Raw genomic sequence first — 22,270 nt, 5'->3', positions numbered from 1 at the left:
TGGGGTGCGGGGCCTGCCCGCACCCCGCGCGTCAGTTCGCCAGGAACGCTGCCACGGTTGAGGTGAAGGCGGCCGCGTCGTCGCGCCACGGGAAGTGGCCGGCTCCCGGGTGGACGGCGAGCTTGGCGTGTGCGAAGAGGGCGGCGTACTCGGTCATCGCGGAGAGCGGTCCCTGCAAGTCGAGTTCGCCGGCGAGTACGAGGACGGGGGACTCGGAGCGGCCGAGCGCGGCCCGCAGGGCGTCCGGGTCGTAGGCGCCGTCCGCGCCGAAGGCTGCTGCCGCCTCCTGGTTCTTGCGGCGTGCCGAGTCGGCGGCGAACTCCCGGGCGGAGTCGTCCCACCGGCCGTGGAAGAGGGGTTCGACCGCCGTCCAGTCGTCGGAGCCGGCCTGTCCGGTGGTGATGCGCTCCAGCGCCGCGAACGCCGCCGGGAACCACGGCTCGTCGCGGCGGAGCCGCGCGGCGGCCAGCCGCTGGTCGGCGGTGATGGTGATGCCGGTGGCGGCGACGCTCGGGGTGATCAGTGCGAGCCGTCCGGTGTGCTCCGGATGCCGCGCGGCGTACAGCGCGGCCAGGTTCGCGCCGGCGCTGTGCGCGAGCAGGTCCATGCGGGGGAGGGCGAGGTGCCGGCGCAGGGCTTCGAGGTCGGCGACCTGGCGGTCGCAGCGGTACGTGGCCGGGTCCGCGGGGACGGCCGAGGCACCCGTGCCGCGCGGGTCGAGCAGGATCAGGCGGCGGTGCGCGGCCAGGCCGCCGAGGTCGCCGAGGTACGCGGAATCCTGCATCGGGCCGCCGGGGAGGCAGACCAGGTCCGGGCCGGGCCCGTCCAGGACGCGGTAGTTGAGGAGGGTGCCGTCGTACGAGGTGAAGGTGGGCATGCGGGGGACGCTCGCAGGGCGGCGGGGGGCGGGCAAGCGGATTTCGATGTGGGCCGGTGCCCGTGCTCGGGAAGTGGACGGGGCTCGGCGGTGGGGGCTTCCCGTCAGTCCCATCGTCCTTCCGGGGTGGGCCGCCCTGTCAAGGGCGCTCCTCCTCCGTCGTCGCGTCGCTGCGCGATGGCCTTCGGCCACCCTTGACAGGACGGCCCACCCCGGAACGCCGAAAGACTGCCGGGAAGCCCCCGGGGGAACGGGTCGGGGCAGAGAGGCCCACTTGGCTCCCGTCGGAGCAGGCAGGCGGCGGGGCGCGGCGCTTCGGATCGCTACGCGCTGCCGCTGGCTTGGCGGCTGCCGGGCGCGTCGATGGGGCTCCGACTGCGGGAGGCCATTTCGGGAGCAAAAACGCAACTTCGACAAGGCGCGCAGAGGTGGCTACGTTCACGGGGCATTCGGCGTGCGGCGGTCGCGCACGGCGCCAACCATCGGGGGAGACGTATGCCTCAGCTTGCTCTGTACACGTTCGGTGTCCTGAAGGCGCCTCTGGCCGATCCCGGACCGCTCACGCGCGAACTCCACGACGGGGGCGAGGCCGTCTACCCCGAGATCGCCCGGCAGCCCGGATACGTCGCCCATGCGGAGCCGGCGCCCGGCGGTCGGGGCACGCACTTCGCGTTGGACTGGGGCGTGTGGGGCGAGTTCGCCGTGCCGTGGTGGTACGACAAGGGCCGGACGGCGGACCGTGTTGCCCTGGCCGCGACGCTCTCCGTATGGACCGGTCTGCGGCTTGCCCGCGACGCCATCTACTCCGGACTGCACCGCGAGGCGCTGAACAGGCGTCACGACTGGTTTGAGCGGACCGGGCACCCGCCGTACGTGTTCTGGTGGGTCGCCGACGGGGAGATACCCACGTGGCAGGAGGGCGTGTCGCGGCTGGAGCGCCTGCACGACCGCGGTCCTGAGCCGTACGCCTTCACGTTTCGGCATGCGTTCGCACCGGACGGCACCCCCGGGGTTCGGTGAGGGGGCGAGGGGCGGGGCCCGGCGGCGGCGCGAAGCCGTCGTCAGCGTCGGCGAAAGCCGCCACGGCCGACCGGGACACCGTGGACGCGGAGCTCCGCGCGCTGGTGCGCGCGGCGGGGCCGCCGGCGGAGGAGAAGGTCGTGTACGAGATGGCCGGCTGGATCCTGGGCGCGGGAAGCTCCGCCACGGCGGATACGGTCACCCTCCGCGACGGGGAGAGCCTGCTGTCCGCGTCGCCCCCAAGTGGGGCTTGTAAAGCCAACCCGCACGGCCCGCCCCCCGGAGCGCCCTCAGTCCCCGGCGTCGAGTTCCGGGCGGGTCCAGAGGGTGAGGTCGCTGCTGGTGGCGACTGCCAGCGCGAGGCCCGACGGGGAGAATCCGGCGGCGCGGAGTTCCGAGCGCTCGGAGTGGAAGACGTGCCACCAGGTGCCCCCGGGCGGGCCGCTGTTCGCTCCGCCGTCGGCGGAGAGGATGACGCGGTCGTGGGGCCAGTCGGGGCTGACGACGTCCAGCGTCCAGCCGTCCGGGGTGGTGCGGTGCAGCCCGCCGCCGAAGAGGCCGGAGATGCGGACCGGGGTTCCCGCGAGGGGGCCGAGGCCGGGGCAGACGAGGTCCGGGTGGGCGTCCGGGGTGCTGTGGGCGGGATCGGGATCGCGGTCGCGCGCGATCCCCTCGCCGGTGACCGCGTCGAAGAGACCGTGCCCGGCGCTCGACACGACCATGACGAGGTCGCGTCCGCGCGCCGGGTCGGTGGCGAAGCCGACGCCCAGCAGTCCGCCGACGGCGATGCTGCCCAGCGGCTGCCATGGTGCGGGGGCCGGCATGACGGCGGCGGCGAGGTAGCGTTCGCGCCGCCGCCGCTGGTGTTCCGTGAGCAAACCCGTCTCCTCCGTGCGGTTCACGTCGAGGATCCCCTGTGGACGTCCCCAGCCGATCCGCGGGTCGGCGGCTGTCGTTCGGGGCGCGCTTCGGGGCGGCCCCACTGCGCCGTTCGGACGCCGCCGCGGCAGTGGGCGGGCATGCCGGGCATGACCTTCCGGCGGGGATGCACTAGAGTTATCTCGACATCGAGATATCTGCCGAAGGCGTACCGCAGCCGCCACATCGGGTAAGGGTGACCTAACTTAGCCTTACCTTAGCGGATTGGCCACAGGGCGTGGCGGCAGGATTGCGGTTATACGCGCGAATTTCATGCATGAAGGAGACTGTCGTGTCGGCGAACAGCTTCGACGCCCGCAGCACGCTGCAGGTGGGCGACGAGTCGTACGAGATCTTCCGGCTGGACAAGGTCGAGGGTTCCGCCCGCCTGCCCTACAGCCTGAAGGTGCTGCTGGAGAACCTGCTCCGCACCGAGGACGGCGCGAACATCACCGCCGACCACATCCGGGCCCTCGGCAGCTGGGACTCGCAGGCCCAGCCGAGCCAGGAGATCCAGTTCACGCCGGCGCGCGTGATCATGCAGGACTTCACCGGCGTCCCCTGTGTCGTCGACCTCGCCACCATGCGTGAGGCCGTGAAGGAGCTCGGCGGCGACCCGTCCAAGATCAACCCGCTGGCCCCGGCCGAGCTCGTCATCGACCACTCGGTCATCGCCGACAAGTTCGGCACCAAGGACGCCTTCACCCAGAACGTCGAGCTGGAGTACGGCCGCAACAAGGAGCGCTACCAGTTCCTGCGCTGGGGCCAGACCGCGTTCGACGAGTTCAAGGTCGTCCCGCCCGGCACCGGCATCGTCCACCAGGTGAACATCGAGCACCTGGCCCGCACCGTGATGGTCCGCAACGGCCAGGCGTACCCCGACACCCTCGTCGGCACCGACTCGCACACCACCATGGTCAACGGCCTCGGCGTCCTCGGCTGGGGCGTCGGCGGCATCGAGGCCGAGGCCGCCATGCTCGGCCAGCCGGTCTCCATGCTGATCCCGCGCGTCGTCGGCTTCAAGCTGACCGGCGAGCTGCCCACCGGCACCACCGCCACCGACCTGGTGCTGACCATCACCGAGATGCTGCGCAAGCACGGTGTCGTCGGCAAGTTCGTCGAGTTCTACGGCGAGGGCGTCGCCGCCACCTCGCTGGCCAACCGCGCCACCATCGGCAACATGTCGCCGGAGTTCGGCTCCACCGCCGCGATCTTCCCGATCGACGGCGAGACCCTGAAGTACCTCAAGCTCACCGGCCGCTCCGAGCAGCAGGTCGCGCTCGTCGAGGCGTACGCCAAGGAGCAGGGCCTGTGGCTCGACCCGGCCGCCGAGCCGGACTTCTCCGAGAAGCTGGAGCTCGACCTCTCGACGGTCGTCCCGTCCATCGCCGGCCCGAAGCGCCCCCAGGACCGCATCGTCCTGGCCAACGCCGCCGAGCAGTTCGCCCTGGACGTGCGCAACTACGTGGACGACGTGGACGAGGCGGGCAAGGAGTCCTTCCCGGCCTCCGACGCCCCGGCGAACCACCCGAACGGCGCCCCGTCGAAGCCGACCCTGGTCACCCTGGCCGACGGCTCCTCCTTCGAGATCGACCACGGCGCCGTCACGGTCGCCGCGATCACCTCCTGCACCAACACCTCGAACCCCTACGTCATGGTCGCCGCGGCGCTCGTGGCCAAGAAGGCGGTCGAGAAGGGCCTGGCCCGCAAGCCGTGGGTCAAGACCACCCTGGCCCCGGGCTCGAAGGTCGTCACCGACTACTTCGACAAGGCCGGCCTGACCCCGTACCTCGACAAGATGGGCTTCAACCTCGTCGGGTACGGCTGCACCACCTGCATCGGCAACTCCGGTCCGCTGGACGAGGAGATCTCGAAGGCGATCAACGAGCACGACCTCGCGGTCACCTCGGTGCTCTCCGGCAACCGCAACTTCGAGGGCCGCATCAACCCCGACGTCAAGATGAACTACCTGGCGTCCCCGCCGCTCGTCGTCGCGTACGCCATCGCCGGCTCCATGAAGGTGGACATCACCAAGGACGCCATCGGCACCGACACCGAGGGCAACCCGGTCTTCCTCAAGGACATCTGGCCGTCCGAGGCCGAGGTCAACGACGTCGTCGCCAACGCCATCGGCGAGGACATGTTCTCCAAGTCCTACCAGGACGTCTTCGCGGGCGACGCCCAGTGGCAGGCGCTGCCGATCCCGACCGGCAACACCTTCGAGTGGGACCCGCAGTCCACCTACGTCCGCAAGCCCCCCTACTTCGAGGGCATGACCATGGAGACCACCCCGGTCTCCGACATCGCCGGCGCCCGCGTGCTGGCGAAGCTGGGCGACTCGGTCACCACCGACCACATCTCCCCGGCCGGTGCGATCAAGGCCGACACCCCGGCCGGCAAGTACCTCACCGAGCACGGCGTCGAGCGCCGCGACTTCAACTCGTACGGTTCCCGCCGAGGCAACCACGAGGTCATGATCCGCGGCACGTTCGCCAACATCCGCCTGCGCAACCAGATCGCGCCGGGCACCGAGGGCGGCTTCACGCGTGACTTCACGCAGGAGGGCGGCCCGGTCTCCTTCATCTACGACGCCTCCCAGAACTACCAGGCCGCCGGCATCCCGCTGGTCATCCTGGCGGGCAAGGAGTACGGCTCCGGCTCCTCCCGCGACTGGGCCGCCAAGGGCACCGCGCTGCTCGGCGTCAAGGCCGTCGTCGCCGAGTCCTACGAGCGCATCCACCGCTCGAACCTGATCGGCATGGGCGTCCTGCCGCTGCAGTTCCCGGAGGGCGCCTCGGCCGCCTCCCTGGGCCTGACCGGCGAGGAGACCTTCTCCATCACCGGCGTCACCGAGCTGAACGACGGCACCACCCCGCGCACCGTCAAGGTGAGCACCGACACCGGTGTCGAGTTCGACGCGGTCGTCCGCATCGACACCCCCGGTGAGGCGGACTACTACCGCAACGGCGGCATCATGCAGTACGTCCTGCGGAACCTGATCCGCGGCTGAACCGCCTGAGCGGCGCCCGGCGCGCCGCTGCCGAAGGGCCGCACCCCTCCCGGGGGTGCGGCCCTTCCCGTCTGTCCGGATGGCGGAGGCCCCAGGTTTCACCGAGGTCTCAACTCGGAAAAGCTGCCAGACATGGCTGCGCATGATCTTGCTCACACCAGTGGAAGTGGACTATACCTGTGCGCGTCCGGCCCGCGGCGGTCCAGCGGCGCCGGACGGGGGGATGGGCGGGGACCTGCGGCTGTGCCCGCGCGTGCCGCAACGCCCTTGCTCCCCGGCCTCCTTCACACTCGGACGAAGGCGAGGACATGAGCATGGGATCCACCGGCGAGGGCGGTTTCGGCCGCCGCGACCTGATCAAGCGCTCCGCGGCACTCGGCCTCATCACCACGCCCGCGATGGGCTTCCTGTCCGCCTGCGCCTCCGGCGGCGAGGCTGCGACCAACGGCCCCGGCAAGGCGGCCGTCACCAGGGAGAACCCGTTCGGCGTAGCCAAGGGCGGCAAGCTCGACGTCGTCGTCTTCAAGGGCGGGTTCGGCGACGACTACGCCAAGGCCTGGGAGGCCTCCTTCGACAAGAAGTGGGGCACCACCAGCTCCCACCTGGGCACCCAGGAGATCGCGGCCAAGCTCCAGCCCCGCTTCAACGGCGGCAACCCGCCGGACGTCGTCGACGACGCCGGAGCCCAGGCCATCAAGATCGACGTCCTGGCGAAGGGCGGCCAGCTCGCCGACCTCACCCCGGTCCTCGACGCGCCCTCGCTCGACGACCCGGCCCGGAAGGTCCGCGACCTCCTCATCCCCGGAACCGTCGAACAGGGCACCCAGGGCGGCAAGTTCGTCGCGCTGAACTACGTCTACACCGTCTTCGGATTCTGGTACTCCGGCAAGCTCTTCAAGGAGAAGGGCTGGACCGAGCCGAAGACCTGGGACCAGTTCCTCGACGTGTGCACCAAGGCCCGCGACGCGGGCATCGGCGGCCTCGCCCACCAGGGCAAGTACCCGTACTACATCAACGTCGTCATCATGGACCTGATCGCCAAGAAGGGCGGCCTCGACGCCGTCAAGGCCATCGACAACCTGGAGCCCAACGCCTTCGCCGACAACCCGGCCGCCCTCGCCGCCGTCGAGGCCGTCTACGAGGTCGTCGAGAAGGGCCTCCTCATGGCCGGCACCAACGGGCTCACCCACACGGAGTCCCAGACCGCCTGGAACCAGTACAAGGCCGCGTTCATCCCCTCCGGCTCCTGGCTGGAGAACGAGCAGCTCAAGCAGACCCCGGAGGACTTCGACATGAAGTTCCTGCCGGTCCCGCTGCTCCCCCACAGCAAGCTGCCCTTCGAGGCCATCCGGGCCGGCGCCGGCGAGCCCTTCATCGTCCCCGAGAAGGCCGCCAACAAGCCCGCCGGTCTGGAGTTCCTGCGCTCGATGCTGTCACGCGAATGGTCCACGGTCTTCGCCCAGCAGGCGAACTCCCTCACCGTCCTCAAGGACGGCGTCGACCCCGGGGTCTCCCTGCGCCCCGGCACCCGCTCCGCCGTGGCCGCGGTGAAGGCCGCCGGGAGCAACACCTTCCAGTACCTGTACCCCGACTGGTACAGCGAAATGGACACCGAGATCCAGAACGCGTCCAATGAACTGATGGCCAAGCGGATCCAGCCCAAGGAGTGGATCAAGCGGGCCCAGGCCGCGGTGGACAAGGCTGCCAAGGACCCCAACGCGAAGAACAACCGCCGCAGCTGACGCCTAGGGACGGACGGACACCATGAGCCACGTAGCCCGGGGGCGCGGACGGGCCGGCTTCATCGCCGGCTTCCTCGTCCTGCCGCTAGCGCTGTACCTGACATTCGTCATCTGGCCGTACATCCAGACCTTCGGCTACTCCTTCACGAACTGGTCCGGCCAGTCCCCCACCTTCGACTTCGTCGGCTGGGAGAACTACGCGGCCCTCATGGAGGACGGGGTCTTCCGCGGCGCCCTCTGGCACAACCTGCTCCTCCTCGTGTTCGTCCCCGCCACCACCATCCTGCTGGCCCTCTTCTTCGCCTTCATGGTGAACGCGGGAGGGCGCAGCGGGGCCGGAGGGGTCCGCGGCGTCCGCGGCTCCTCCTTCTACAAGATCGTCTACTTCTTCCCCCAGGTCCTCTCCCTCGCCATCCTCGCCGTCCTCTTCGGCGCCGTGTACCGCAGCGACGAGGGCGGCCTGCTGAACGGCCTGCTGATCCGGCTCGGCCTCGTCGACGCCGGGCGGCCCGTCGAGTGGCTGAACGACCCCGACCTGGTGCTGTGGTGCCTGCTGCTGGTCGTCGTCTGGCACGGGGTCGGCTTCTACCTGGTCCTGTTCTCGGCCGCCATGCAGTCCGTCCCCAAGGACGTCTACGAGGCCGCCCTCCTCGACGGGGCGGGGCGCGCCCAGACCTTCTTCCGGGTCACGCTGCCCCTGCTGTGGGACTCGGTGCAGACGTCCGCCGTCTACCTGGGCATCGCCGCCATGGACATGTTCGTCCTGGTCTCGACGATGACGTCCGGGCAGTTCGGCGGCGGCCCCGACCACCACAGCGAGGTCATGGCGACCGTGCTGATGCGCAACTTCCTGTACTTCGGCAAGAGCGGCTACGCGTGCGCGATGGGGGTCGTGATGCTCGTCCTGACCATGGCCCTCTCCGTCGTCGTGCTGCGCGCCACCCGGCGCGACCGCATCGAGTTCTGACCGGGAGACGACGATGACCACTGTGATCAAGGCGCCCGGGGAGTCCTCGGCGGAGAGGGCCGGCGGCGGCCGCCCCGCCGCGCCGGGCGGTGGCCGCTCCGACGGTGCGGTGCTGAACGTCTTCTCCCACGGCTTCCTCGCCGTGTGGGCGGTGCTGATCGTGCTGCCGCTGGTGTGGCTGGCTCTCGGCTCGTTCAAGACCGACTCCGAGATCGGCGGGTCGGCGCTGAGCCGGCCGACCAACTGGAACCTCGACGCGTTCGCGCGCGCCTGGGACAAGGGGATCGGCGACTACTTCGCGCACACGCTGATCGTGATGTCCTTCTCGGTGCCGCTGACGATGCTGCTGGGGTCGATGGCCGCGTACGTGCTGGCCCGCTACCCCTTCCCGGGCAACCGGGTGGTGTACTTCTTCTTCGTCAGCGGCGCGATGTTCCCCGTGTTCCTGGCGCTCGTGCCGCTCTTCTTCATGGTCAAGCGCCTGGACATGCTGAACACCTACCAGGGCCTGATCCTGGTGTACGTCGCCTACTCGATGCCGTTCACCGTCTTCTTCATGCACTCCTTCTTCCGGACGCTGCCGACGGCGGTGCACGAGGCGGCCGTGCTCGACGGGGCCTCCGACACGCGGATCTTCTTCCAGGTGATGCTGCCGATGGCCAAGCCGGGCCTGATCAGCGTCGGGATCTTCAACGTCCTGGGCCAGTGGAACCAGTACATCCTGCCGTCCGTTCTGATGCAGCCGCAGACGGGCTCGGACCCGGAGCGGTACATGCTCACGCAGGGCCTGATCCAGCTCCAGTACCAGATGGGGTACGAGACCGACCTGCCGGTGCTGTTCGCCGGCGTGACCCTCGCGATGGTGCCGATGCTGGTGGTGTACCTGTCCTTCCAGCGCCAGATCCAAGCGGGGCTGACCTCGGGCACCCTGAAGTAGCCCGGCCGCGCGGAGGCCTCCGGTCGCCGGTCCGGGCCGCCCATGGCAGGATCTGCTCGACATCTCCCATACTTATGACCCATAAGGGCCGTTTTGCTCCGTGTCCGCCTCTTGACGTGTGGATGTCCGAGGGTTCGACTAAGGGTTCACAAGTTGGAGACGCCGGGGTCTCGGAGCCGTCAGCCGCGGCCACCGGCCGGAGGGCGGCGGCCTGCCGCCGCCCAATGGGCAGGAGTGGATGAGTCGTGCAGACTCCCGGATCGCAGTCCTCGCTGCACCGCGCGAACCTCGAACGGGTCGTGCGGGCCGTACGGCTCGCGGGTTCGCTGACCCAGGCGGAGATCGCCCGGTCCACCGGACTGTCGGCGGCCACGGTGTCCAACATCGTCCGGGAGCTCAAGGAGGGCGGGACGGTCGAGGTCACCGACACCTCCTCGGGGGGCCGCAGGGCGCGCAGCGTCTCCCTCAGCGGGGACGCGGGCATCGTCATCGGCGTCGACTTCGGCCACACCCACCTGCGGGTCGCGGTCGGCAACCTGGCCCACCGCGTGCTGGCCGAGGAGGCCGCCCCGCTGGACGTGGACGCCTCCTGGGCCGACGGCTTCGACCGGGCGGAAGCCCTGGTGGGCGAGCTGATCGCGGGCATAGGCGTGGACCTGGGCAAGGTCATCGGGGTGGGCCTGGGCGTCCCCGGCCCGATCGACGTGGAGTCCGGGACGTTGGGCTCCACGGCCATCCTGCCGGGCTGGGCGGGGATCAACCCGCGCGAGGAGCTCTCCCGGCGCCTGGGCGTGCCCGTGCACGTCGACAACGACGCCAACCTGGGCGCGCTCGGCGAGCTGGTGTGGGGGAGCGGGCGGGGGGTCAAGGACCTCGCCTACATCAAGGTGGCGAGCGGTGTCGGCTCCGGCCTCGTCATCAACGGCCAGATCTACCGCGGCCCCGGCGGCACGGCCGGCGAGATCGGGCACATCACGCTCGACGAGTCCGGCCCCGTCTGCCGCTGCGGCAACCGCGGCTGCCTGGAGACCTTCGCCGCGGCCCGGTACGTCCTGCCGCTGCTCCAGGGCACCCACGGGCCCGAGCTGACCATGGAGCGGGTGGTCGAGCTGGCCCGCGACGGCGACCCCGGATGCCGCCGCGTCATCGCCGACGTGGGCCGGCACGTGGGCAGCGGCGTGGCGAACCTCTGCAATTTGTTGAACCCGACGCGCGTCGTGCTCGGAGGGTCCCTGGCCGAGGCGGGCGAGCTCGTCCTGGCCCCCATACGCGAGTCCGTGGGGCGGTACGCCATCCCCAGCGCGGCCCGCCAACTGTCCGTCCTGACCGGCTCGTTGGGCAGTCGTGCCGAGGTGCTCGGCGCCCTCGCGCTGGTCCTGAGCGAAATGGGCGATTCCACCCTCTTGGCCGATTCCGCGTCGCCGAAGCTCTTGTCTTCAGTTAGATAACGGATGGCACCGTTGCCATCTCGTTAAGGATTCACTCCTTGACGGCAAAGTGGCGGCCGGGTTGACTCGCACCCACCTCGGCCGCAGCGTTGCGGCCTCGTCAGGGAGGTTCAAGAAATGAACACGCGTATGCGTAGAGCCGCCGTTGTCGTCGCCGCCGGCGCCGCAGCCGTTTCCCTCGCCGCCTGTGGCAGCGCCAAGGAGGCCGGTACCCAGCCGAACGGCACCGGCACGGCCGCGGCCGCGGACGGGGCGATCAAGGTCGGGCTGCTCCTGCCCGAGAACCAGACCGCGCGCTACGAGAAGTTCGACAAGCCGCTCATCGAGAAGAAGGTCGCGCAGCTCACGGGCGGCAAGGGCGAGGTCGTCTACGCCAACGCCAAGCAGGACGCGACCACGCAGAACTCCCAGGTCGACACCATGATCACCAACAAGGTGAACGTGCTGATCGTCGACGCGGTGGACTCCAAGGCCATCGCGGGCGCGGTCAAGCGGGCCAAGGACGCCGGCATCCCGGTGGTGGCCTACGACCGCCTGGCGGAGGGACCGATCGACGCCTACACCTCCTTCGACAACGAAGAGGTCGGCCGCGTCCAGGGCAAGGCCCTGCTGGAGGCCCTCGGCGACAAGGCGAAGTCCGGCGAGATCGTCATGATGAACGGCTCGGTCACCGACCCGAACGCCGCACTCTTCAAGAAGGGCGCCCACTCCGTCCTCGACGGCAAGGTGACCATCGGCAAGGAGTACGACACCAAGGAGTGGAAGCCGGAGAACGCCAACACCAACATGGCCGGCGCCATCTCCGCCCTCGGCAAGGACAAGATCGTCGGCGTCTACTCCGCCAACGACGGCATGGCCGGCGGCATCATCACCGCCCTCAAGGCCGCCGGCATGAACCCGCTTCCGCCGGTCACCGGCCAGGACGCCGAGCTCGCGGGCGTGCAGCGCATCGTCGCGGGCGAGCAGTTCATGAGCGTCTACAAGCCGTACGCCCCCGAGGCCGAGGCCGCCGCCGAGATGGCCGTCGCCCTCGCCAAGGGCGAGAAGATCGACGGGATCATCAACAACAAGGTCGACAGCCCCACCACCCAGGGCGTCCCCTCGGTCCTGATCCCGGTCATCTCGCTCACCAAGAACAACATCAAGGACACTGTCATCAAGGACGGCGTCTACACCGCGGACGAGATCTGCACCGAGAAGTACGCGACCGCCTGCGCCTCCCTCGGCCTGAAGTAGGCCCAGCGTCCTCCCGGTCGGAGGCCCCGCCCCCGCGGCCTCCGGTCCGGCCCAGGACCCCCGCGCCTGCCCGGCGCCCCGCCCCACCATCCCCCGCCGGAGGCGGGGCCGCCGGGCAGAAACGATTCCTCCACCCCGCTCCTGCACTTATTTGCACGACATCCCCGCCGTTGGCGGCGAAGGAGATGGTTCATGTGTCCGCTGCGCCCGTGCTGGCGTTGCGAGGGGTCTCGAAGCGGTTCGGCGCCGTCCAGGCGCTGACCGACGTAGAGCTCGAGATCCATTCCGGCGAGGTGGTCGCCCTGGTCGGCGACAACGGCGCCGGCAAGTCCACGCTCGTCAAGACGATCGCAGGCGTCCACCCCATCGATGACGGCGTCATCGAGTGGGAGGGCAAGCCGGTGGCGATCACCAAGCCCCACGACGCCCAGAACCTGGGCATCGCGACGGTCTACCAGGACCTCGCGCTGTGCGACAACATCGACGTCGTCGGCAACCTCTTCCTCGGACGCGAGCTCAAGCGCCGCGGCGTCCTGGACGAGGTGGAGATGGAGCGCCGCGCCCGCGAGCTCCTGACCACCCTGTCCATCCGGATCCCCAGCGTCCGCATCCCCATCGCCTCGCTCTCCGGCGGCCAGCGCCAGACCGTGGCCATCGCCCGCTCCATGCTGGGCGAGCCGAAGCTGGTCATCCTCGACGAGCCCACCGCCGCCCTCGGCGTCGAGCAGACCGCACAGGTGCTCGACCTGGTGGAGCGGCTCCGCGAGCGCGGCCACGCCGTCATCCTCATCAGCCACAACATGGCCGATGTGAAGGCCGTCGCCGACCGTGTGGCGGTCCTGCGGCTGGGCCGCAACAACGGTGTCTTCACGGTCGCCGAAACCTCGCAGGAAGAGATCATTTCGGCCATCACGGGGGCCACGGACAACGCCGTGACCCGCCGGGCGGCCCGCACCGGGGAGGCCCGCAAGTGAGCACCCACCACCACCACGCCGAAGACGTGGCGCAGCTCGCCAACCCCGCGGCCCCGGCCGACGCCATCCCCGCCGTGGACCCGCGCCTGCTCGTCCGCGAGCAGGGCCTCTCGGGCTACCTGAGCGAGTTCGGCCGCAAGATGAAGGCCGGCGACCTCGGCTCGCTGCCCGTCGTCGTCGGCCTGATCGTGATCTGGGGCATCTTCCAGGGGCTGAACTCGAACTTCCTCTCCCCGGAGAACCTCACCAACATCGCGATCACGATGGTCGCCACCGGCATGATGGCCGTCGGCATCATCTTCGTGCTGCTGCTCGGCGAGATCGACCTCTCCGTCGGCTCCGTCAGCGGCGTCTCGGGCGCCCTCTTCGCCGTCCTCGCGGTCACCAACGGGGTCAACGAGTGGGTGGCGGTCCTGGCGGCGATCGGCGGCGGCGCCCTGATCGGCGCGATCCACGGCTTCTTCTTCGCCAAGATCGGAGCGCCGGCCTTCGCCGTCACCCTGTCGGGCCTGCTGTTCTGGTCCGGCGCCATGCTCCAGATCCTCGGCAGCAGCGGCACGGTCAACATCGACTCCGACGGTGTCGTGGGACAGCTGACCACGTACTACTTCACCGACGTGGCCGCCGCCTACGGCCTCGCCGCGGTCGCCACGGCCGCGTACTTCCTGGCCGCCTTCACCGACAACAAGCGCCGGGCGGCCGCGGGCGTCCCGTCCCGCCCGATGAGCGAGCTGCTGCTGCGCACCGGCCTGCTCGCGGTGTTCACCTTCGGCCCCGCCGCGGTGTTCAACCAGTACAAGGGCCTCCCGCTCGCGGTGGTGCTCTTCGTGCTGGTCCTGGTCGGAACGGACTTCGTGCTGCGCCGCACCACCTTCGGCAGGAACGTCTTCGCCCTCGGCGGCAGTGTCGAGGCCTCCCGCCGCGCCGGCATCAACGTCACCGGCATCCGCATCGCGGTCTTCTCCATCGCGGGCACCTTCGCCGCCGTCGGCGGCCTCTTCTGGGCCTCCAAGATCGCGGCGGCGAACCAGAGCGCCGGCGCCGGCGACCTGCTGATGAACGTCATCGCGGCGGCCGTCATCGGCGGCACCAGCCTCTTCGGCGGCCGCGGCCGGACCTGGAACGCCCTCCTCGGTGTCATGGTCATCACCTCGATCCAGTACGGTCTGGCCCTCGAGGGAATCGCCACTCCCGTCCAGTACATGATCACCGGTGCGGTGCTGCTGGCCACCGTGGTGATCGACTCGGTCACCCGCAAGACCCAGAGGACGGCCGGACGCGTCTGAGGACGCGCCCCGGCGGTAAGACCGGTCACAGTGCCCGGTGCCACCCGTGTGGCGCCGGGCACCCGTGCGTACGTCCCCGCGTGCGTCAGTGCGGGCAATTGTGCGGATAAGCACCCGGATGTGATGTGTGGCGCCGGGGTGATCCGTGCAGGAATGACAAAGCTGTGACCCGCCTGCGGCAGCCCGATGACCGGCGTCGCCGACGGAACATTAGACTCGACAGACCAGCCAGCAACTGCAAGGAGGCACGGGTGCTGCTGACCCGCATCAAGGGACCGCGCGATCTGGACCGGCTCAGCCAGGAGGAGCTCACCCAGCTCGCCGCCGAGATCAGGTCCTTCCTCGTCGACGCCGTCTCCAAGACCGGCGGGCACCTCGGCCCCAACCTCGGTGTGGTCGAGCTGACGATCGCCCTGCACCGGGTCTTCGAATCGCCCAAGGACAAGGTGCTGTTCGACACCGGGCACCAGGCGTACGTCCACAAGCTGCTCACGGGCCGCCAGGACTTCGCCGGGCTGCGCACCAAGGGCGGCCTGTCCGGCTACCCCTCGCGCGCCGAGTCCGAGCACGACGTCATCGAGAACTCCCACGCCTCCACCGTGCTGGGCTGGGCCGACGGACTCGCCAAGGCCAACGAGGTGCTGGGCCGGGCCGACCACCACGTCGCCGCCGTCATCGGCGACGGCGCGCTCACCGGCGGCATGGCCTGGGAGGCCCTCAACAACATCGCCGCGGCCAAGGACCGCCCGCTCGTCATCGTCGTCAACGACAACGAGCGCTCCTACGGCCCCACCATCGGCGGCCTCGCCAACCACCTGGCCACCCTGCGCACCACGGACGGCTACGAGCGCTTCCTGGCCCGCGGCAAGGAGATCCTGGAGCGCACCCCGGTCGTCGGGAAGCCGCTCTTCGAGACCCTGCACGGCGCGAAGAAGGGCCTGAAGGACTTCATCGCCCCGCAGGGCATGTTCGAGGACCTGGGCCTGAAGTACATCGGCCCCATCGACGGCCACGACATCGAGGCCCTGGAGTCCGCGCTGCAGCGCGCCAAGCGCTTCAGCGGCCCCGTCATCGTCCACTGCCTCACCCAGAAGGGCCGCGGCTACACGCCCGCCCTGGAGCACGAGGCGGACCGCTTCCACGCGGTGGGCGTCATCCACCCGGACACCGGCCTGCCCGTGAAGACGGCCGCCGCCAGCTGGACCTCCGTCTTTGCCGACGAGATGGTCAAGATCGGCCGCGAGCGCCCGGACGTCGTCGGCATCACCGCCGCCATGCTCCACCCCGTCGGCCTGAACAAGTTCGCCGAGGAGTTCCCGGACCGCATCTACGACGTCGGCATCGCCGAGCAGCACGGCGCCACCTCGGCGGCGGGCCTGGCCACCGGCGGCGTGCACCCGGTCTTCGCCGTCTACGCCACCTTCCTCAACCGCGCCTTCGACCAGGTCCTGATGGACGTGGCCCTGCACAAGTGCGGCGTCACCTTCGTCCTGGACCGCGCCGGCGTCACCGGCGACGACGGCGCCAGCCACAACGGCATGTGGGACATGTCGATCCTGCAGGTCGTGCCCGGCCTGCGGCTCGCCGCCCCGCGCGACGCCGAGCAGCTGCGCGCCCAGCTCCGCGAGGCCGTCGAGGTCAAGGACGCACCGACCGTCGTCCGCTTCTCCAAGGGCGTCGTCGGCCCCGCCGTCCCGGCGGTCGGCCGCATCGGCGGCATGGACGTCCTGCGCCGCCCGGCCCCCGAGGTCACCCGGCCGGACGTGCTCCTCGTCTCGGTCGGCGCCCTCGCCCCGATGTGCCTGGAGGTCGCCGACCTCCTCGACAGGCAGGGCATCTCCACCACCGTCGTCGACCCGCGCTGGGTCAAGCCGGTGGACGAGGCCCTCGCCCCGCTCGCCGAGCAGCACCGCGTCGTCGTCACCGTCGAGGACAACGGCCGCGTCGGCGGTGTCGGCGCCGCCGTGTCGCAGGCCCTGCGCGACGCCGGCGTCGACGTCCCGCTGCGCGACTTCGGCATCCCGCAGCGCTTCCTCGACCACGCGCTGCGCAAGGAGATCCTCGCCGAGATCGGCCTGACCGCTCCGGACATCGCCCGCCAGGTCACCGGCCTGGTCGCCAAGCTGGACGGCCGCCTCGACAGCGAGCCGGCCGCCGCCGTCGACTAGCCGGACCCACGCGGCGCGCCGCCGCGGAGGCCGTGCGCGGTTGCAGCACACGGGCCGGGAGATCACCCTGGAGGGGGTGGGCCTCCCGGCCCGTTCCGTTGCGTCGTCGCCTTTCGGAGGTGCGTCGGTGAGTACGGATCTCAACAGCCCCTTCCGCACGAAGACGGTGGAACAGTCCATACGCGACACCGAGGAGCCGGAACACGCGCTCCGCAAGTCGCTGTCGGCCTGGGACCTCACCGTCTTCGGCGTGGGTGTCATCATCGGCACCGGCATCTTCGTCCTGACGGGCATCGCAGCGCGCAACAATGCCGGCCCCGCCACCGCCCTGGCCTTCGTCGCCGCAGGCATCGTCTGTGCACTGGCCGCCCTGTGCTACGCCGAGTTCGCGTCCACCGTGCCGGTGGCGGGCTCGGCGTACACGTTCTCGTACGCGTCGATCGGCGAGCTGCCCGCCTGGATCATTGGGTGGGACCTCGTGCTCGAATTCGCCCTCGGCACCGCGGTCGTCGCGGTCGGCTGGTCCGGCTACATCCGCCACCTGATGCAGACGAACCTCGGCTGGGAGATGCCGGCCGCGCTGTCCGGGCCGGATGCGGGCGGCACCTTCGACCTGTTCGCGTTCCTGCTGGTGCTCGTCCTGACGGCGATCCTGGTCGTCGGGACGAAGCTGTCGGCGCGGATCACCGCGATCGTCGTCGCCATCAAGGTGACCGTGGTGCTGCTGGTCATCATCGCCGGCCTGTTCTTCATCAAGGCCGACAACTACTCGCCGTTCATCCCGCCGGCCGAGCCGCAGCCCGCCGGGGGCGGCCTCCACGCACCCCTGGTGCAAGTGCTGTTCGGGTACGCTCCGACCAACTTCGGCGTCATGGGCATCTTCACCGCGGCCTCGCTCGTCTTCTTCGCCTTCATCGGGTTCGACGTGGTGGCGACCGCGGCGGAGGAGACGAAGAACCCGCAGCGGGACATGCCCCGGGGCATCCTGGGCTCGCTGCTCATCTGCACCGTGCTGTACGTGGCCGTGACGCTGGTGGTCACCGGCATGCAGAACTACGCGCAGATGTCGCCGAGCGCCCCGCTCGCCGAGGCGTTCAAATCGGTGAACCAGCCGTTCTTCGCCGGCGCCATCAGTCTCGGCGCCTCCGTCGGCCTGATCACCGTGTGCATGATCCTGCTGCTGGGCCAGACCCGCGTGTTCTTCGCGATGAGCCGCGACGGACTGCTGCCGCGCGTCTTCTCCGTCACCCACCCCAAGTACCGCACCCCGTACCGGGCGACTATCCTGCTCGGCGTGGTCATCGCGGTCGTCGCCGGCTTCACGAGCCTGGAGAAGCTCGCCGAGCTGGTCAACATCGGCACGCTGTTCGCGTTCGTCGTGGTCGCCCTCGGCGTGATCATCCTGCGCCGGACCCGGCCCGACCTGCACCGGTCGTTCCGCACGCCGCTCGTGCCGTTCATCCCGATCCTGTCGATGGCGGCCTCGCTGTGGCTGATGCTCAACCTGCCGGTCGACACGTGGATCCGGTTCGGCATCTGGATGGCCGTCGGCATCGTCGTCTACTTCGCCTACGGGCGCCGCAACAGCCGCCTGGCGAAGGTGGGCCAGGACGCCAAGTACTGATCCTGCGAAGGCGCAGGTGCGGCCGGTCCCGACCGGTCGCACCCTGCGCGCGCGTCAGCCCTTGGAACCGCTCGCGGGGGACTTCTTCGCCTCCGCCGGGATCTTCTGGTCGGTGCGCAGCGCCTCCCACAGCATTCCGGCCTGTGGCTGGGCCACGACGACCCGGTTGGGGTCGACCTTGTCGTAGGCGACCGGGAGCATGATGGTCTCCATCGTCTCCGGGTTCACGCCCTTCATGCTCTGCGCGAAGTCGGCGAGCGCCGTCAGCGAGGCGAGTTCGGAGTCGGTGGTGAGCGACTTGGTGCCGGCGTCGGCGAGCTTGTACAGGCGGGCCGGGTTGCCGAGGGCGTCCTGCTTCTTCATTTCCGACAGCATGGCGATCATGAACTGCTGCTGGAGGCCTATGCGCCCGAGGTCGCTGCCGTCGCCGTAGCCGTAGCGGGTGCGGACGAACTTCAGGGACTGCTCGCCGTCGAGGCGGTGGGTGCCCGGGTCGAGCTTCAGGCCGCCCTTGGCGCCGCTCATCGGCTGGTCGAGGGTGACGGTGACGCCGCCGAGCGCGTCGACCAGGCCCTTGAATCCGGCGAAGTCGACCTCGACGAAGTGGTCGACGCGGATCCCGGACAGCTGCTCGACGGTCTTGACCACGCAGGCCGGCCCGGCGAGCGTGTAGACCGAGTTGAACATGACCCGCTCGGCGGGCGCGACGGTCTTGCCGTCGGCCTTCCTGCACTCGGGCCGGGATATGAGGGTGTCGCGGGGGATGCTCACCGCGGTGGCCTTCGCCCGGCCCTCGGGGACGTGGATCAGCATTGCGGTGTCGGAGCGGGCGCCGGCCACGTCGCCGTGGTCGAGATCGCCGTTGGCGCCGGCGCGCGAGTCGGAGCCGAGGACGAGGATGTTCTGGGCACCCGGCACGACCTTCTTCGGGCGGTCGTCCCCGATCGCCTGGTCGAGGTCGACGCTGTCGATGTTGCCGTTGAGGTGGCTGTACGCCCACCAGCCGGCGCCGCCGGCCGCCAGCACGAGCACCGCCAGCGCCAGCAGTACGATCCGCAGGACGCGCTTGCCGCCGCGCCGCGGCTTGCGCCGGGAGGGAGCGGGGGTGGCCGAGGGGCGGTCGGTCATGGAGGCAGTGCCCTTCTATCATCGAATGGGGTGCATCATAAGACACGCTTTCGAGTGGCTGGTTCTCTCGGGTGAACACCCCCGGCCCCAAAACGGACATATTCGTCAGAAGGGTGGACAGCTGCGTGATCCGAGGCAAAGGCAGTGACCGGACTGCCTCTTCGGCTCGCGGTGCGCAGGGCGCGCCCAAGGGCGGTCGGGGCCCCCACGGCTCCTCCCCGCCCGTCGGGAACTGGCTGTTCGCCGGCGGCGACGGCCGCCTGACCGCCTACGCGTGCACCCCGCGCGGCCTGCTCCGCTGGACCGAGGCCGCAGCCCCCCGGACGGGCTGGACCGGGCCGGAGCCCTTCGAGGTCGAGGGATGGGCCGGTCCGGCCGCCATGGCCCGCAGCCGCGAGGGGTACGTGCACTTCGCCGCCCTGCGCTCCGCGGAGGGCGAATCCGGCAGCCCCGAGGTGATCGTCTCCACCCAGTTCCAGTCGGGCCGCGGAATGATGGACTGGCGGGGCCTCGAAACGCCAGGGCTGCGCGGCGGGCCCGACGACGACAGCCTGTCCGGGCCGCCCCGGATCGCCGTGAACCAGCGATCCGGCTCCACCCACGTCATCGTCTCCCTGCGGCACTCGGGCATCCTGCGGCGCAGCCGCAACGCGGAGGGCGTCTGGGGCGGGTGGAAGCCGGTGTCCGGACAGCCCTACCGCGGGGACGTGACCCCGCTGATGCCTGCCGGCGGCACGCTGGAGGTCCTCGCCCCCGGGCAGGGGCACGCCGACCGCTGGACCGGCATGGGCCAGGGCCGGTTCGGGCTCGCCGACAGGATCCCGACGCCGGTCGTCCCGGGCAGCGCCGCCGTCTGCGAGACGGGCCCGCGCCGGGCCACGTACTTCTGGCGCTATCCCGGGGACGGCTCGCTCGTCGCCTGGCGGGCCCCCCGCCAGGGCGTCCAGGGCGGCCTGATGGGCCTCGGCGGCGCCGGCGGCCGGGGCGCGCCCGGCGTCGCCCGCGCGGTGCTCGGCGGCTACGACTGCACGGTCCTGGCGCAGATCGGCGCCGACGGGGACGTCGAGGTCACCGCCTACGTCACGGAGAACGAGGGCTACGGCACCTGGTGGGCCTCACTCGGCGGGCACGGCGCCCGCGCCCCGCAGGTCGCGGTCGACGCGGCCGGCCGCGTCGTCGTCGCCGCCTTCGACGAGGAGGGCGTACCGATGTGCACCCGGCAGGACACCGCCGCCGGGGGACTGGCCTTCGGCCCGTGGGAGTACCTCGCCTGACCCCGCGTCAGGAACGGGTGCGGGCCCGGCCCCTGTGCGGCGGCCGGGCCCGTACGCGTCAGCCGCGCCCCGGCAGCGGCATCCGCTGCGCGACCTCGACGGTGAGGCCCCCGTCCTCCGCGTAGTACGGGGTGGCGGCCAGCTCCATCCCCTGTGCGCCCGGTGCGTCGGCGATGCGCACCGGCATCCGCGCGGTGGAGTCCAGGTCGGCCGCCCGCCGGGTACCCAGCCGCACCTCCTGGGTCACGCCCTCGAAGCTCACCGACAGGTACAGGTCCCAGGTGCCCGGCGGGAGCGGCCAGCCGCTGGAGGTCTGCGCCAGGTTGACCCGCGCCGAGAAGCGGCCCATGGCGCGCGTCTTGCCCTTGGCGTTGGTCAGCGTGTCGTCCCGGCGGGCCGTCACCGCGTGGCTCTCCTGCGCGCCGGTGAACCGCTCGCGCAGCAGGACGCGCGTCGCGCGGTCCTTCGTCGACAGCTGCTCGAAGAAGGCGTACCCGTCGAGGAGCAGCATCGCGCCGTCCCAGCGGGCCTTCTGCAGCTCGTGGCTGACGGTCATGTCGGCGGTGATGTCGAACAGCCCGTCCGGCAGTCCGACCTGCGGGTCGCGGAAGAACGGCAGGGTGGTGAAGACCCGCCCGCCCTCCACGGTCTTGCGGACCGCGGGCCGGTCCTTGTCCGCCTCGAACGCCGCCATCTTCTGCGCCTCGGCGAGCCGGCCCTGCGCGAGCAGGGCGAAGCGGACCGCCACCATCCGCGGCAGCAGCGCCAGGGCGCCCGGGGCGGCCTGCGTGCGCAGCACCTCGGCGGCCTCCCACAGCGTCCGGTCGCGCTCCGCCGGGTCGGCGGCCGACAGCAGGGCCGCGGCGGTGGCCTTGCCGAGCTCCACCTCCAGGTGCCGCGCCTGGAGCCGGTCGCGGCGCGGGCCCTCGGGCACCTGCGAGGCGACCAGCGCCAGCATCCGGGAGGCCAGCGCGACCCGGTCCGACAGCGTCGCCCGGTCCGCCGGGTCCGGGCCCTTGACCACGCAGGGCGCGTCGCCGACGACGGAGACGTTGTCCGCCCCGATGAACGCCCCGGCGGTGAAGACCTGCTCGTCGCCGATCGGCATGTCGGTGGGGAAGGACAGCCCGCGCCGGTGCAGCAGGCTGGTCCGGAACAGCTTGTCCGGGGTCAGCGACCAGTACACGCGCGAGGACCAGGCGTCGGTGTACGCCTGGTTCTTGCGGAACATGGCGGTCGGGACGGTGTGCCGGCCGGAGCTCTCCAGCTTGCCGAGGACGACGTCCGCCTCGTTCGCGTCGGCCGCGGCGACCATCCGCTCCAGGGCGTCCGGGGCCAGCCGGTCCACCGCCTCCAGGAAGATCACGTACCGGCCGCGGACCTGGCTGAGCGCCCAGTTGCGGGCCGCCGCCGGGCTGAGGCCCTGCGTGACCTGCCCGACCCGGACGAACGACGGGTACTGGTGCGCGGCCCGGGCCAGGACCGACCCGCTCTCGTCCGTCGACCCGTCGTCGACGCCGATGACCTCCAGCCGGTCCGTGCCGATCGTCTGGACGAAGAGCGAGGCCAGGCAGGCGTCGAGCGCCGCCGCCTGGTTGCTCACCCGGACCGCGACGGAGACGTCCTTGATGTCGGCGGGGTGCACGACGGCGCTGTTCATG

At 70.7% G+C, this 22,270-nt stretch carries 16 protein-coding genes; 12 read left to right on the top strand and 4 right to left on the bottom strand.

Going from position 1 to position 22,270, the window contains the following annotated elements; translation table 11 throughout:
* Positions 1-31 precede the first annotated feature (31 nt).
* Complete coding sequence (locus IE170_RS12575; protein WP_189809412.1) at positions 32-877, bottom strand: alpha/beta fold hydrolase; 846 nt, start codon at positions 875-877, stop codon at positions 32-34.
* Between the two features lie 495 nt (positions 878-1,372).
* Between IE170_RS12575 and IE170_RS12570 the strand changes: the two genes are divergently transcribed.
* Positions 1,373-1,897 carry a DUF3291 domain-containing protein gene (locus IE170_RS12570; protein ID WP_189809411.1) on the top strand — a complete coding sequence of 175 codons (525 nt, stop codon included), beginning with the start codon at positions 1,373-1,375 and terminating at the stop codon, positions 1,895-1,897.
* A gap of 290 nt (positions 1,898-2,187) precedes the next feature.
* On the opposite strand, the gene IE170_RS12565 is transcribed toward IE170_RS12570, so the two are convergent.
* The gene (locus tag IE170_RS12565; protein WP_189809410.1) at positions 2,188-2,775 is read right to left on the bottom strand and encodes a hypothetical protein; all 588 of its coding nucleotides are present in this window, start codon (positions 2,773-2,775) and stop codon (positions 2,188-2,190) included.
* Between the two features lie 332 nt (positions 2,776-3,107).
* Here IE170_RS12565 and acnA point away from each other — a divergent pair, with 332 nt between their 5' ends.
* From acnA to IE170_RS12515, 10 genes are all read left to right on the top strand, one after another.
* A complete protein-coding gene (gene acnA / locus IE170_RS12560; RefSeq protein ID WP_189809485.1) occupies positions 3,108-5,825 on the top strand; it encodes an aconitate hydratase AcnA in 2,718 nt (905 codons plus the stop codon).
* Between the two features lie 314 nt (positions 5,826-6,139).
* Entirely contained in the window at positions 6,140-7,567 is a 1,428-nt protein-coding gene (gene ngcE / locus IE170_RS12555; RefSeq protein ID WP_189809484.1) for an N-acetylglucosamine/diacetylchitobiose ABC transporter substrate-binding protein, read from the top strand.
* Positions 7,568-7,589: 22 nt separating this feature from the next.
* The gene (locus tag IE170_RS12550; RefSeq protein WP_189809409.1) at positions 7,590-8,534 is read left to right on the top strand and encodes a carbohydrate ABC transporter permease; all 945 of its coding nucleotides are present in this window, start codon (positions 7,590-7,592) and stop codon (positions 8,532-8,534) included.
* Positions 8,535-8,547: 13 nt separating this feature from the next.
* A complete protein-coding gene (locus IE170_RS12545) occupies positions 8,548-9,471 on the top strand; it encodes a carbohydrate ABC transporter permease (RefSeq protein WP_189809408.1) in 924 nt (307 codons plus the stop codon).
* A gap of 245 nt (positions 9,472-9,716) precedes the next feature.
* Entirely contained in the window at positions 9,717-10,919 is a 1,203-nt protein-coding gene (locus IE170_RS12540) for an ROK family transcriptional regulator (protein WP_189809407.1), read from the top strand.
* A 117-nt stretch (positions 10,920-11,036) separates the two neighbouring features.
* Positions 11,037-12,155, top strand: coding sequence for a substrate-binding domain-containing protein (locus IE170_RS12535; protein ID WP_189809406.1), 1,119 nt, complete (start codon positions 11,037-11,039; stop codon positions 12,153-12,155).
* A gap of 185 nt (positions 12,156-12,340) precedes the next feature.
* Complete coding sequence (locus IE170_RS12530; RefSeq protein ID WP_189809405.1) at positions 12,341-13,129, top strand: ATP-binding cassette domain-containing protein; 789 nt, start codon at positions 12,341-12,343, stop codon at positions 13,127-13,129.
* A gap of 26 nt (positions 13,130-13,155) precedes the next feature.
* Complete coding sequence (locus IE170_RS12525; protein ID WP_229884705.1) at positions 13,156-14,415, top strand: sugar ABC transporter permease; 1,260 nt, start codon at positions 13,156-13,158, stop codon at positions 14,413-14,415.
* Between the two features lie 251 nt (positions 14,416-14,666).
* Positions 14,667-16,583 carry a 1-deoxy-D-xylulose-5-phosphate synthase gene (gene dxs / locus IE170_RS12520; RefSeq protein ID WP_189809403.1) on the top strand — a complete coding sequence of 639 codons (1,917 nt, stop codon included), beginning with the start codon at positions 14,667-14,669 and terminating at the stop codon, positions 16,581-16,583.
* Positions 16,584-16,710: 127 nt separating this feature from the next.
* Entirely contained in the window at positions 16,711-18,207 is a 1,497-nt protein-coding gene (locus IE170_RS12515; protein ID WP_189809402.1) for an amino acid permease, read from the top strand.
* A gap of 54 nt (positions 18,208-18,261) precedes the next feature.
* Here the strand turns inward: IE170_RS12515 and IE170_RS12510 are convergent, their stop codons facing one another.
* Complete coding sequence (locus IE170_RS12510; protein ID WP_189809401.1) at positions 18,262-19,335, bottom strand: LCP family protein; 1,074 nt, start codon at positions 19,333-19,335, stop codon at positions 18,262-18,264.
* A 125-nt stretch (positions 19,336-19,460) separates the two neighbouring features.
* Between IE170_RS12510 and IE170_RS12505 the strand changes: the two genes are divergently transcribed.
* Complete coding sequence (locus IE170_RS12505) at positions 19,461-20,609, top strand: hypothetical protein (protein ID WP_189809400.1); 1,149 nt, start codon at positions 19,461-19,463, stop codon at positions 20,607-20,609.
* Positions 20,610-20,667: 58 nt separating this feature from the next.
* On the opposite strand, the gene IE170_RS12500 is transcribed toward IE170_RS12505, so the two are convergent.
* The gene (locus IE170_RS12500; RefSeq protein WP_189809399.1) at positions 20,668-22,269 is read right to left on the bottom strand and encodes a glycosyltransferase family 2 protein; all 1,602 of its coding nucleotides are present in this window, start codon (positions 22,267-22,269) and stop codon (positions 20,668-20,670) included.
* Position 22,270 lies beyond the last annotated feature (1 nt).

The organism is Streptomyces toxytricini (assembly GCF_014649915.1).
GTDB lineage: Bacteria > Actinomycetota > Actinomycetes > Streptomycetales > Streptomycetaceae > Streptomyces > Streptomyces toxytricini.
This window is presented reverse-complemented; position numbering and strand designations above follow the sequence as displayed.